The sequence below is a fragment of the Asanoa sp. NPDC050611 genome, assembly GCF_040654855.1.
Taxonomy (GTDB): Bacteria; Actinomycetota; Actinomycetes; order Mycobacteriales; family Micromonosporaceae; genus Asanoa.
This window is the reverse complement of record NZ_JBFAIU010000224.1, coordinates 1-12,584: the sequence shown is the minus strand read 5'-3', so window position 1 is coordinate 12,584 and position 12,584 is coordinate 1. Positions and strand designations below refer to the sequence as shown.

15 protein-coding genes are annotated in these 12,584 nt (G+C 71.1%); 8 read left to right on the top strand and 7 right to left on the bottom strand.

Features of this window, described 5'->3' with window-relative positions:
• The coding region (locus tag AB0H87_RS28135; RefSeq protein WP_360151931.1) for an AAA family ATPase at positions 1–227 on the bottom strand (227 nt) is incomplete at its 3' end.
• A gap of 73 nt (positions 228–300) precedes the next feature.
• Entirely contained in the window at positions 301–717 is a 417-nt protein-coding gene (locus AB0H87_RS28130; RefSeq protein WP_360151928.1) for a hypothetical protein, read from the bottom strand.
• Positions 718–798: 81 nt separating this feature from the next.
• On the opposite strand from AB0H87_RS28130, the gene AB0H87_RS28125 reads away from it, so the two are divergent.
• Complete coding sequence (locus AB0H87_RS28125) at positions 799–2,637, top strand: PQQ-dependent sugar dehydrogenase (RefSeq protein WP_360151925.1); 1,839 nt, start codon at positions 799–801, stop codon at positions 2,635–2,637.
• 393 nt (positions 2,638–3,030) lie between these two features.
• Positions 3,031–3,633, top strand: coding sequence for a hypothetical protein (locus AB0H87_RS28120; RefSeq protein ID WP_360151923.1), 603 nt, complete (start codon positions 3,031–3,033; stop codon positions 3,631–3,633).
• A 376-nt stretch (positions 3,634–4,009) separates the two neighbouring features.
• On the opposite strand, the gene AB0H87_RS28115 is transcribed toward AB0H87_RS28120, so the two are convergent.
• Complete coding sequence (locus AB0H87_RS28115; RefSeq protein ID WP_360151920.1) at positions 4,010–4,939, bottom strand: MFS transporter; 930 nt, start codon at positions 4,937–4,939, stop codon at positions 4,010–4,012.
• Positions 4,940–5,076: 137 nt separating this feature from the next.
• Here AB0H87_RS28115 and AB0H87_RS28110 point away from each other — a divergent pair, with 137 nt between their 5' ends.
• From AB0H87_RS28110 to AB0H87_RS28095, 4 genes are all read left to right on the top strand, one after another.
• Positions 5,077–5,457: a hypothetical protein gene (locus tag AB0H87_RS28110; protein ID WP_360151917.1), complete on the top strand. Its 381-nt coding sequence runs from the start codon at positions 5,077–5,079 to the stop codon at positions 5,455–5,457.
• Between the two features lie 87 nt (positions 5,458–5,544).
• On the top strand, positions 5,545–6,066 hold the full coding sequence (locus AB0H87_RS28105; RefSeq protein WP_360151914.1) for a DUF4142 domain-containing protein: 522 nt from the start codon (positions 5,545–5,547) through the stop codon (positions 6,064–6,066).
• Between the two features lie 132 nt (positions 6,067–6,198).
• A complete protein-coding gene (locus AB0H87_RS28100) occupies positions 6,199–7,002 on the top strand; it encodes a SigB/SigF/SigG family RNA polymerase sigma factor (protein ID WP_360151911.1) in 804 nt (267 codons plus the stop codon).
• A 112-nt stretch (positions 7,003–7,114) separates the two neighbouring features.
• Positions 7,115–7,549: an ATP-binding protein gene (locus AB0H87_RS28095; protein ID WP_360151908.1), complete on the top strand. Its 435-nt coding sequence runs from the start codon at positions 7,115–7,117 to the stop codon at positions 7,547–7,549.
• A 31-nt stretch (positions 7,550–7,580) separates the two neighbouring features.
• On the opposite strand, the gene AB0H87_RS28090 is transcribed toward AB0H87_RS28095, so the two are convergent.
• Together AB0H87_RS28090 and AB0H87_RS28085 are read right to left on the bottom strand one after the other, a co-directional pair.
• Positions 7,581–8,183: a class I SAM-dependent methyltransferase gene (locus tag AB0H87_RS28090; protein WP_360151905.1), complete on the bottom strand. Its 603-nt coding sequence runs from the start codon at positions 8,181–8,183 to the stop codon at positions 7,581–7,583.
• A 96-nt stretch (positions 8,184–8,279) separates the two neighbouring features.
• A complete protein-coding gene (locus AB0H87_RS28085; RefSeq protein ID WP_360151902.1) occupies positions 8,280–9,140 on the bottom strand; it encodes a helix-turn-helix transcriptional regulator in 861 nt (286 codons plus the stop codon).
• A 123-nt stretch (positions 9,141–9,263) separates the two neighbouring features.
• On the opposite strand from AB0H87_RS28085, the gene AB0H87_RS28080 reads away from it, so the two are divergent.
• Positions 9,264–10,286 (top strand): zinc-dependent alcohol dehydrogenase family protein, encoded by a 1,023-nt coding sequence (locus AB0H87_RS28080; RefSeq protein ID WP_360151899.1) that lies wholly within the window; start codon positions 9,264–9,266, stop codon positions 10,284–10,286.
• Between the two features lie 16 nt (positions 10,287–10,302).
• Positions 10,303–10,710, top strand: coding sequence for a cupin domain-containing protein (locus tag AB0H87_RS28075; RefSeq protein ID WP_360151896.1), 408 nt, complete (start codon positions 10,303–10,305; stop codon positions 10,708–10,710).
• On the opposite strand, the gene AB0H87_RS28070 is transcribed toward AB0H87_RS28075, so the two are convergent.
• Positions 10,707–11,624 (bottom strand): phytanoyl-CoA dioxygenase family protein, encoded by a 918-nt coding sequence (locus AB0H87_RS28070; protein WP_360151893.1) that lies wholly within the window; start codon positions 11,622–11,624, stop codon positions 10,707–10,709. The genes AB0H87_RS28075 and AB0H87_RS28070 overlap by 4 nt on opposite strands.
• Positions 11,625–11,665: 41 nt before the next feature.
• Positions 11,666–12,391, bottom strand: coding sequence for a DinB family protein (locus AB0H87_RS28065; RefSeq protein ID WP_360151890.1), 726 nt, complete (start codon positions 12,389–12,391; stop codon positions 11,666–11,668).
• Positions 12,392–12,584: the final 193 nt, after the last annotated feature.

Here is a 12,584-nt window from a genome sequence, read left to right as displayed (position 1 = left end):
GTCGCGACGGTGCCCGCCAGCCGCAGCCGGCCCTCGACCACGGCCCGGCCCGGGTCGGCCCGCACCCGGCCGGCGTCGGCCCGCCCTCCGAAGAGCAGCCCCAGGCCGGTGACCACCATGGTCTTGCCCGCGCCGGTCTCACCGGTGATGACGTTCATGCCACCGGCCAGCGGCAGCGTCGAGTCGTCGATGACACCGAGCCCGGTTATCCGCAACTCTTCCAGCACAGGACACGACAGTAGTAGCGGGGTCCGACAGTTGACCAGCCGTGTCGGCCCAGGGCGGCACTGACGGCACGCTTTACTGGTAAATCGTGTACGCCGAACTGCGGGCCATCGCCCCCGAACGGCTCGCTGGCGCGGTCGGCACCCGGGTCGTCCGGCTGGGCGGCACCGCGCTGGTCGTCGCCGGCTCGACCGACCGGCTGCGCGACGTCGCGACCGGCCCGCTCGCGGGCGAGCGGGTGCGCCGGGTCCGGGTCGTGGTCGCGTACTGGCGGCACACACCCTGGTCGGCGCCGGTGCTGCCGGCACCGCATCTCGTCCGGCACCGGGTGGCGCGGCCACACCGGCGCCGCGGTTCGGCGGTCGTCTCGCTGCGGTACGACCGGCCGGTGCCCCTCGGCGACGCGGTGCGCAGCGCGCTGACCGCCCTCGCGCCCACCGCACGCCGGCCGCGCACCGCGCCGGTGGTCGGGCCCGCGCTGTTCGACGCCACCCGGATCAACCCGCGCGGCCGCCGGCCGACCGCCTACCGGCCGGACGCGCCCCGCCTCGTGCGGCCCGGATCAACACGATCATGGAGCTGCCCGACGGCTCCGGCCGCCGGGCCGTCCCGGACCTCAACGGCAAGCTCTACCTCGTCGAGAACGGCGTGCCGCACGTCTACCTCGACGTCGCCGCCACCTTCGCGCCGCAGTTCTTCTCCGGCCGCGGCCTCGGCCAGGGCTTCGGCTACGTGGCGTTCCACCCCGACTTCAAGCGCAACGGCAAGTTCTACACGATCCACACCGAGCAGGCGTCGCAGACGACCGAGGTGCCCGACTGGGCGCAGACCGGCACGCTGTTCCACGGTGTGATCAACGAGTGGACCGCTACCGACCCGGCCGCCGGCACGTTCGCCGGCACCCGGCGCGAGGTGCTGCGCGTCGGCTTCGGTGGGCAGGTCCACGGCATCCAGGAGATCAACTTCAACCCCACCGCGAAGCGGGGCGACGCCGACTACGGCAACCTGTACCTGGCCGTCGGCGACGGCGGGCTCGGCGTGCGCAACACCGACCCGCAGAACCTCGCGATCCCGCACGGCAAGCTGCTGCGGATCGACCCGCTGGGCACCAACTCCGCCAACGGGGCGTACGGCATCCCGCCGTCGAACCCGTTCGTCGGCCAGGCCGGCAAGCTCGGCGAGATCTTCTCCTACGGCTACCGCGACCCGCACCGGTTCAGCTGGGACCGCGGCACCGGCCGGATGTACCTCGGCCACATCGGCGAGCACGCCATCGAGGCGATCTACGAGGTCAAGGCCGGCGACAACATGGGCTGGAGCGAGCGCGAGGGCGCGTTCGTCTTCGACAAGACGTCGACCGCGCCGTGCGACAAGATCTTCCCGTTGCCGGCCGACGACGCGGGTTACACGTACCCCGTCGCCGCCTATGACCACGACCCCGCGCCGGGCTGGAACTGCACCTCGGACGTCGGCGTCGCGGTGGCCGGCGGGTTCGTCTACCGCGGCAAGGACGTGCCGAAGCTGCGCGGCAAGTACGTGTTCGGCGACCTGGTCGACGGCCGGGTGATGTACACGGAGGCCGGCGAGATGCGCCGCGGCCGCACGCCGGCGACGATCCATCGGTTGGCGCTGTTCAACGCCCTTGGTCAGTCGGTGCGCATGCAGGATCTGTCCGCCCCCGGCGCGCCCGGTGACCCGAACCGGGTCGACCTGCGGTTCGGCACCGACGCGCAGGGTGAGCTCTACATCCTGGCGAAGGCCAACGGCAAGATCTGGAAGGTGACGGGTACGCGGGAGTTCGCCAGTGGCTCCGCCGGCTCGGTGTCGGTGCGGGACACGATGCGCCCGACCAACTGGGCACCGGTCACCCCGTCGAAGTGGCGCTTCGCCAACGGCCAGGTCATCCTGGCCGAGGCCGGCGAGGCCCGGCCGGGGCCCCGGCGGCCGTTCGAGTACGCGGTGCTGACCGCCGGGCCGGAGTTCGGCGCCGTGGAGATCACGGGTGAGGTGCGGCTCGACACACCCGTCGAGATCACCAACCGCGACGTGATCATCGTGTTCGGCTACCGGTCGGACACGGAGTTCTACTACGCGCACGTCTCGACGGACAACACGATCTACCCGCACAACGGCATCTTCAAGGTCAACAACGCCGACCGCGAGCGGATCGACTACCAGTGGAACGGCCGCTCGCTCGGCGCCAACCCGGCGATCGTCGACGCGAAGTGGCACACGGTGCGGGTGAAGCACCTCCCGTCGACCGGCGAGATCGCGGTGTACGTCGACGGGGCCAAGGACCCGCTGATGACCGCGAAGGACACGACGTTCGGCTCGGGCCGGGTGGGCTTCGGCTCGTTCGACAACATCGGCCGGCTGCGCGACCTCAAGGTCAAGGGGACGCCCGCGGCCTGACCGGGGGTCAGGGGAAGAGACGGGCGCGGGATCAGCACCGCGCCCGCCTCGCCGCTCGTAGTCGGCCGATAACTGTCAGTAAAGCTCTTCTGGGCCGCCGGGTCGGTGGTGACGGCAACCACGCCGATTGCCCGTCACAACGCTCTGACCAGGGGAAACGCCTGCTTCCTTGGCTTGTCTCGCTGGGGTGTTTGCGCGGACACGACCCGGCTGCGAGGGATTTGACCGCTTCCTGGGCATGCGGTCTCAGGTTGGCCCGCTACCGTGAGTGACTCACCCACGCGATCCTCCGGGAGTGACACCATCAGCCACGACGACGCAGGTCCTCACGTCATCGAGCTTGGCGCCATCCGACCCGCTCTGATCCGCGCCGCTCGCCTGTTCGCCGAGACCGTGCTCGTACCGACGGGCCTTCTCTATCTCCTGCTGCACACCGCCGGGCTGCTGCCCGCGCTGGTGGCGGTGATCGGCTGGTCGGTGGTCACGGTGACCATCCGCTGGGTCACCGGACGGCACCTCCCCGGCACCCTGCTGGTCTGCGCCGGCGCGATGGTCGCCCGCGCGTCGGTCGCCCTGGCGTTGTCCAGCGCTCTGGTCTACTTCGTGCAACCGGTGATCGCCTCGGTCTTCATGGCGGCGCTGTTCCTCGGCAGCGCCCTGCTCGGGCGCCCGATCACGAGGCGCCTGGCCCGCGACTTCGTCGCGCTGCCGGTGCACCTGCGCCACCACGCCGGTCTGCAGAAGGTGTTCGTGCAGACCGCGGCCCTGTGGGGCCTCGGGCGGCTGGTCGACGCCGGCATGAGCATCGGCTTCCTGCACCTGGGCCTCGACGCGGCGGTGCTCTCCCGCGGGGTGCTCAGCGGCATCCTCACCGCGGTGATGGCGGCGATCTGCGCGGGCTGGGGCATCCGGGCGCTGCGCCGCATGCCCGACCTGTCGTTCCGCTTCGGCCGCGCCAAGACGACGACGCCGGCTCCCGCCCTCGCGGCGGCCTGAGCCGTCGGGAGCCGGGCTCACCCCCGCGGGTCCGGCTCTCCTATCGGCCGCGCTCGGACCCCGCCGCGGGTCCCACCCCGCGACGCGGCCTAACCCCCCGGGAGCCGGGCCCTGCCCCCAGGGCCCGGCTCACCCCCCGAACCTCGCTCCCCCAAAGCCCGGCTCCGACGAGAGCCCGGCTCACCCCCAGGCGCCGGCTCACCGCCAGCCGCCCGCTCGCGCCCAGAGCGGGGCTCACCCCCGGATTCCCGGCCACGCCCGGAGCCTGGCCCACCATCAGACTCGGCCCGCGCCCAGAAACCGGCCCGCCTAGAACCACGGCCCCCGCTCAGAAACCGGCCCGCGCGCAGAGCCGGGTCAATCGGCGGAGTCGGGCTCACTCACCACGGCCTGGAGACGTCGCTGTGCCGAGGATGGCGTCGATGAGTGCCGCGGTCGCCGGGGACGGTGGCCGGTCGCCCGGTGTGGCCAGGCAGCTCGCGATCAGGCGGGGAGACCGCACGACGGCCGGCTTGATCAGCGGGTGCTGGACCCGCCGTTCCCGCCGCACGAGGGCGCCGAGCAGCAGCACACCGAGGAGAACCATCGAGATGTCGGCGGGTCCCGGCCCCACCTCGCCGATCCTGCTGGCGCCGAAGATGACGGCGAGGAGACCCCCGGTGGCCAGCACCGCACCGACGAGGTCCAGCCGTTCGCGTCGCCCGCTCGGCAGCTGGTCGGCCGGCAGCAGGAGCAGCGCTGCCACCGCGGCGAGCAGCGCGACCGGTGCGACGACGAGAAAGACCCAACGCCAGCCGAGGTACGACGTGATCAGGCCGCCGCCGACCGCTCCCGCCACGCCGGCGGTGTTCGCCCCGGCCGCCACGATGGCGAAGACCCGGCTCCGCCACGGCTCGTCGGGAAACAGCGTCGCGGCCGAGGCGAGGGTCGCCGGAATGGCGAACGCGGCGCCCAGGCCTTGAATCACCCTGCCCAGCAACAGTGGTGCCAGCGCGGTCGCGGCGCCGGACAGCAGCAGGCCCGCCGCGGTCAGCGCGAGGCTCGCCACGATCAGGCGACGCCAACCCCAGAGGTCGCACACCCGGCCGCCCAGGACGAGGAACCCACCGATGCTCAGCGAGTAGAGGGTCACCACCCACTGCAGCCGGGCCGTCGACAGGCCCAGCTCCGCACCGATGACCGGCAGCGCGGTGGCGACGGCCAGGCTGTCGAACAGAACAAGGAACATCGCACCGGCAAGCACCAGCGCCGCCGGCCAACCGTGGGCGACCCGCCGGGCCGGTGCCGTCACCATCTGGGAGCTCATCTGCCCTCCACGCGTCCGCCTTCCGCATCCGACGGAGAAACCTCTGCGGCGCTGACGGATCTCCAGTGACCCGGCCGGCGCCGATCAAAACCTCGTACATCGATGCCATGGGTGTCGATCTGGGTATGAACGACGGCATGCGGACTTTCGCCGGCGGGGCGGCGCTCACTCTTTCGATGCTGCTCTTCCCGTCAGGACTGGTGGTGCTGGTCGTCTCCGACCCGGGGTACCGGATCTGGGGCGTGCCGATGATGCTGGCCGGGCTCGGACTGGCGTTCGGATGGTGGTTCCTCATCGGACAGACCGACGGGACGCGGGGGCGGGTTCCACCGCGACGACACATGCTGCTCACCGTCGGCGCGATCATGGCCGTCCCGTTCTTCCTCATCGGGCTCGGTTGGATCGCCGTCAACAGTTGGACCCGAGGCCTGGGCCTGCTCTGGATGGCCGCCGCGGTCGCCCTCGGCGTCGCCTACTGGCGGGGGGTCGTCCTGCACTATCCGGACTCCGAGGACTGATTCGCCCATTTCTTGCGCGGCAGGCAAAGGGGTTAGGCCGCCGCGGATCGGGCACGCCGGGCGGTGAAGGGGGACATCACCATGGGAATGCGAACACTCGGGGTAGCCGCCGCGATGGTGGCCGCGCTCGGCGCCGGCGCCGGCGTGGTCGGGGCGGCGAGCCCGTCGGCCGCCGCGCCGTCCGCGCAGGACGTCGCCTACCTGCAGGCGGCGCACCAGTCCAACCTGTTGGAGATCGCCACCGGCAACCAGGCCCAACAGGAGGGGCGCAGCCAGCAGGTCAAGGACATCGGGGCGCGGTTCGTCGCCGATCACACCAAGCTCGACCAGTCGCTCCAGCAGACCGCGTCGTCGCTCGGGGTGCCGCTGGCGCCGGGGGACGCCGCCCAGAAGGCGACGGATCAGCTGGCCAGAGTGCCGGATTCGCAGTACGACCGGGTCTGGATCCCACTACAGCAGGCCGCACACACGGCGGCGATGCAGAACGGTGAGCGCGAGATCCAGAAGGGCTCCGAGGCCGCGGTCAAGCAGGACGCCACCAACGCCGCTCCGATCCTCGAACAGCACCACGCCCTGCTCAACCAGGCGTCCAGCCAGCCCGGCGGGTGAGCCGCCAGACGCAACTAGCAGGGCTACCTCATACTTTCGGCCTAGCAATTAATCGCCCAACCGGCTACGGTTCGTACAGCCGAACGGCCGAGCAGCCAATCGGGCCTGGATACAGCAGGCCGAGGGAGACATATGACGACGATCGTGGCATCGGCGAATTCGAACATTCGCAGCACCGCCGCGCACGCCGACGAGCAGCTACAGCTCCTCATCGAGCTGCCGGCCGACCATCCGGGCCGGCCGGCCGCCCGCGCCCGCGCCATCGAGGCCTGGTTGCCGCTGGCCCGCCACCTGGCCCGGCGGTACCACAACCACGGCGAGCCCACGGACGACCTGGTCCAGACCGCCGCCGTCGGACTGATCAAGGCGATCGACCGGTTCGAGCCCGAACGCGGGATCGACTTCGCCGGCTACGCCATCCCGACGATCCTGGGCGAGATCAAGCGCCATTTCCGCGACCGTACGTGGGCCGTACGCGTGCCCCGCCGGCTCCAGGAGCTGCGTCTGGCGATCTCGAATGCCAACAGCACCCTGACGCACACCCTGGGCCGGTCACCGACGGTCGCCGACGTCGCACGACACCTCGGGGTCAGCGAGGACGAGGTGCTCGAAGGCCTCGAGGGCGCCCTGGCCTACCAGACGACGTCGCTGTCGACTCCGGTCGGCGCCGAGGGCAGCGGTGAGCTGGGTGACATGCTGGGCATGCCCGACCACGAGTACGAGCTCGCCGAGATCCGCGTCGCACTCGGCCCCGCCATGGCCAGGCTCGACGAACGGGCGCGGAAGATCCTCACCCTGCGTTTCTACGGCAACCTCACCCAGACCCAGATCGCCGAGCAGGTGGGCATCTCCCAGATGCACGTGTCGCGCCTGATCACCAAGGCACTCGCCCAGCTCCGCGGCGAACTCGACCCCGCATCGGCGACAGCCGGCTAGCCGATCGGCCCTGTGGGACTGCCGCTGGTCCGACGGGTCTGCGCACCTGGCCAGGTTTACGTTCTGGCCGTTCGGATAAGGCGCAGGGACCGTGGCGACAAGCGGAGGTGGCGTGACGCGATCCAACCACACCGGGCGGCACGTCGACGGTTACAACCTTGTCCTGGAAACAGCGTTCGACGGTACGACGGTTACCGTCGTACGACGTCAGGTACAGATCGCCGCGCACCGCTGTCACATGGACGGCGAGCGCCTCGACGGCTTTCTCATCGCGGTCAACGAGGCCATGACCAACGCTGTGCGACACGGCGGCGGGAGCGGCCAGCTGCTCCTGTGGCGCGACGGTGTTCTGCTGTGCCAGGTCGTCGACCGTGGCCCCGGTTTCGACCCGGCACCGTACCTGCCGCCGAACAAGCGGCCCCAAGCGTCGTCGGCGGGCGGCATGGGGCTGTGGCTGGCCCGGGAAATGGCGGACGATCTGCGGATTCACAGCGACGCGGCCGGGACCACGATCAGTATCAGCGGCGCCATCGGCGCGGGCGCCTGACCATGACGCGACGCCACCGGGACCCGGGGATCTAGCGGTAGCGGCGGGCGCGCAGGACGACGTCGTTGACGTGCGGCGTGCCGGGCGGCGGGGGAGTCGTCCGTGCACGGGTCTCGTTTGCCTGGATCTCCCAGCCACCGTCGAGCAGTGCGGCGACGTCGCCCGGCAGGTAGTAGTCGTGCGGGTCGACGTCGTGGTCGTGGTGGCCGGCCAGGTCGGCGGGGTCGTGACTGCCGTACAGCAGGATGCCGCCGGGCGCGACGGCGGCCAGCAGCCCGCGCACGGCGGTGAGCCCGGCGTCCTTGCGGAGCGGGAAGTACTGGACGGTCACCAGGTCGTACGCGCCGGGCGCGGGCGGCGCGGTGGTCAGGTCCGCGCGGGTCCAGGTCACCCGGTCGGCCACGTCGGCGCCCGCGGCCGCGCCGCGGCGTAGTGCGGTCTGCGAGACGTCGGTCGCGGTGACGGTCCAGCCGCGCCGGGCCAGCCAGAGGGCGTCGCCGCCCTCGCCGCACCCGACGTCGAGGGCGCGGCCGGGCGGCAGGTCGGCGGCCTCGGTGACGAGGATCCCGTTGGGGTTACCGCTGAAGACCTGATCGCTGCCGCGGTACATGTCCTCCCAGAACTGCGCGTCCATCTGCCCTCGCCCCTGAGTCGGTCGACATCACCGGGCCAACCTCCACGGGCCCGACGGAAACGCCAAGTTTTGTTGCCGGATCGGCAAAGCGCTGGCTCAGCGTCCCTGCGGCTGCGGTGACGCCGCCCAGCTCGCGAGGAGTCGCAGGCCGTCGGCGGCCGGGGTGCCGGCTTCGGCGCTGTACGCGACCAACGTGAGCCCGGGGTCGGCAGGCAGGGGCATCGCTTCGAAGGCGAGGTCGAGCAGGCCGACGACCGGGTGCCGGAACTGTTTGGCGCCGTTCTGGTGCAGGCGGACGTTGTGTGCTGCCCACCGTGTGCGGAACTCGTCGCTGCGCGTGACGAGCTCGCCGACCAGATCCGTCAGTTCCCTGTCGTACGGGTCGCGGCCCGCTTCGGTGCGCAGCACCGAGACGGTGGTGTCGGCGGCGCCGTTCCAGTCGGCGTAGAAGTCCTGGGCCCGCGGGTGGAGGAAGCAGAACCGGGCGAGGTTGACCGGCCGGTCGGCGCCGTCGTACGCCGGCGCGAACAGCGCCTGCCCGAGGCGGTTGATCGCGAGGATGTCGAGGCGGCCGTTGCGGACGAAGGCGGCGGCATCGGTCATGGCGCCGAGCAAGGTGCGTATGCCGGGACGCACCTGTCGCCGGACGGGTCGACGCCGGGTCCGGGCGTTGCCGTTGGCGGTCCGGGCCAGGTCGTAGAGGTGGGAGCGTTCAGCCTCGTCCAGCTTCAGCGCGCGGGCGACGGCGTCGAGCACGCTGTCGGAGACGCCGGTGAGGTTGCCGCGTTCGAGCCGGGTGTAGTAGTCGGGGCTGATCCCCGCGAGCATCGCCACCTCCGCGCGGCGCAGCCCGGTGACGCGTCGAATGCCGCCGAAGGACGGCAGCCCGGCCTGCTCCGGCGTGATCCGGCCGCGGCGTGAGGCGAGGAACTCGCGCACCTCGTCCCGGGTGTCCATGACAGACACGTTACGACCCCCGGCCACGGCCAGAGGGGTTCTGCCATTACCTGTTTCGACAGCCACTCCCACCGCGGGGCCAGGGCCTGTTCCATGGTTGCCAGCCCCGAGAAAGGAACACCCGTGTTAGGTGCGATGTTGTACGCGCCCGGCGACGTCCGGGTCGAGGAGCGCGCGGACCCGACGATCGAGCGAGCGACCGACGCCGTCATCCGGCTGGCCGCCACCTGCGTGTGTGGTACGGACCTGTGGTCGTACCGCGGAATCCAGGCCGTCGACGGTCCGACACCGATCGGTCACGAGTACGTCGGCGTCGTCGAGGAGGTCGGCAGCGACGTCCGCGACATCAAGCCGGGCCAGTTCGTCGTCGGTTCGTTCTTCGCCTCCGACAACACCTGTGAGATCTGCCGGTCCGGCTACCAGACGTCGTGCCCGCATCGGGAGCCGGTCGGGGCACTCGGCGCGCAGGCGCAGCGGCTGCGCGTACCGCTTGCCGACGGCACTCTGGTCGCCACGCCGGAGCCGCCGCCCGCGGACCTCGTGCCGAGCCTGCTCGCGGCGTCCGATGTGCTCGGCACCGGTTGGTTCGGCGCCGTCGCCGCCCAGGCCGGCCCGGGCAGAACCGTGGCGGTCGTGGGCGACGGCGCGGTCGGGCTACTGGGCGTGCTGGCCGCGAAACAGCTGGGCGCCGACCGGATCATCGCGATGAGCCGCCACGCGTCCCGACAGAAGCTGGCGATCGAGTACGGCGCGACCGACATCGTCACCGAGCGCGGCGACGACGGCGTCGCCATGGTCAAGGAGCTGACCGACGGGCTCGGGGCGCACTCGGTCATCGAGGCCGTCGGCACCCACGAGTCGATGATGCAGGCCATCCGGGCGACGCGGCCGGGCGGGCACGTCGGCTACGTCGGCGTCGCACACGGCGTCGAACTGTCCGGCACGGAGTTGTTCTTCTCGCACGTGCACCTGCACGGCGGCCCGGCGCCCGTGCGACGGTTCCTGCCGGAGATGATCGACCTGATCGTCACCCGGACCATCGACCCGGGCCGCGTCTTCGACCTGACCCTGCCGTTGGACGAAGCGGCCGAGGGCTACCGGGCGATGGACGAGCGCCGCGCCATCAAGACGCTGCTGCGGCCCTGACCCGCGAGGAGGACGAATGGAACTGCGGCCCGTCAGCGCGACCGTCAAGGCGCCCGCGCGCAACTTCACCGGCGAGGTCTACCTGACCCCGATCTACAGCGGCGCCGAGCCGTCGCGGATGACGGTCGCGCTCGTCCGCTTCACGCCCGGCGCCCACACGAACTGGCACTCCCATGCGGTGGGCCAGACGCTGCACGTCACCGAGGGAGTCGGCCTGGTCGGCACTCGCGACGGCCAGGTGCTGCGCATCCGCGCCGGCGACACGGTCGTCTGCCCACCGGGGGAGGAGCACTGGCACGGCGCCGCCGGCGAGACTTTCATGAGCCACCTGGCCATGCTCGAGTCCCTGACCGGCGGTGTGGACCCCACGACCTGGCTGGAACCCGTCGACGACGAGCATTACCAGCAGGCGAACGATTGCTAGGGCGTTCGTACGCGCCAGGGTGTGAGGTCCAGCATGGGGTAACGCTGGGCCGTGCCGGCGAGGGTTTCCGCTGTCCAGTAGTCGTGTCCCGGCGGTGGGAACCCGAAGGTCTGTAGCTGGCGCGGCGTCGCGCGGCCGACGAAGTCGACCCATGGGGTCGAGAAGCTTCGCTCGGCCCAGGCGACCCGCTGACCCCAGTGCAGGTTGGCGGGTCGGAAGCACAGTTGCATGCTGTAGCGGACACCGCGGGGTGCGGTGAGCTGCGTACCTCGGTGGAACGTTCCCGTCTCGAAGGCGATGACCGTGCCGGCCGGTCCGGCGCCGGAGACTTCGGCCGCGTAGAGGTCAGGGCTGCCGCTGTCGTCGTTGAAGCGCGAGTCCTTCTGTCCTCCCGGGCGCAGGTACCAGTTGGGAACGGCCGGCAGGTGCGCGGTGTGTCGGCGTGGGACCAGGTGCGGCGGGCCGAGCTCCTCAGGGACGTCGTCGAGGAAGACGAACATCTCGACCTGTCGACAGCCGGGCGTGGTGCTGGGCACCAGGATGGTGTGGCCGAGGTAGTCCCGGTGCATGTCCTGGTCGTAGTCGCAGGCGCCGGTGTACTTGGCCCACGCCTCGGCTCCGTAGACGTGGATGTCGTCGTCACCCAGCAGCGCCTCGGCGAGGTCGAGGACGCGGTGGTGGACGGCGAGCAGGCTGAGCTCGGTGCTGGCGAACGGCAGGGTGTCGATGCCGGCGAACTCGTCGCCGACGAAGCGGTCGCGGCGCGGGTCCGTGCCGTTGTGGAAGCCGTCGGCGGACGGGAACACCAGATCGAGTTCGTCGACGGCCGGCTTCAGCTCGTCGGTGGGTATGAACCCGGGAAGGATGACGAAACCGTCGCTCTGCCAGGTCTGCACTGCGCCGTCGAGGTCCATCGATCCAGAATCGGGGCGCGGTGATCGGTGGAGCAACCGGTTTACGCGGGCACGGCCTCGATCGCGTCGAGGTCGCGGACGGCGAACCGGTGGTGCTCCCACTCCTCCTCGAGGATCACGTGCAGGCACGAGCGGACGGTTTCCGGGTGCTCCGGGTTGTGCGGGTTCTTGCGCACGGCGTCCAGCAAATCCGGCGTGACCGCGGCGAGGAAGTCGCGGACCATGGCCACGCGGCCGGCCCGGACCTCGAGCACCTCGGCGTACTCCGTGGAGTGCTCGTCGAAGCTGCCGTCCCTTAGTCCGAGCGGATGGAACGGCTGCTCCAATTCCATGATCGCCTGACCCAGCCACATGTCGGTGGCGAGCACCAGGTGCCGGAGGGTCTGCGCGAACGACCACTCGCCCGCCACCGAGATGTCGACGGTGCCGGCCGGCGCCGCCGCGGCGCGGTCCAGCGTGGCCGCCCAGGTGCGCTCGAGCGCCGCCCAGGCCGCCCGCAGGCCGTTCGGGTCGGCGGCCCGCCGCTCGGCACGACCGGGGAAGCGCCGGTTGAGCTCGGCGTCGACGAACGGCGCCACGTCGACGCCGTTGACGCGCAGGACACTCCCGTCCTCGAAGAGCCACGGCGCGTCGATGTCGGCCCCCGCGATGTCGACACCGCGCATCACCACCCCGGACAGGTCGGACTCGGCGAACCGGGCACCGCGCAGGTTCACACCACGGAACTCAGCGTTCCGCAGGTCGTCGGACTCGCCGAAGGTCACCATGAAGTCCTCCTGTCGACTGCGGCCAGACCTCGGAGCATAGGCCGTGACTTTTCCTCGCTCGGGGCGTTGGCCGCTGCGATGTCCGTCATCAGTTTTTCGATCTTCAGGAGGTCCGGTTGACCACGGCGACCAGCACCGACTATCGCAGCGTGTTGCAGTCCGTCATCGCGACGCACATCGCACCGGGCGCGGC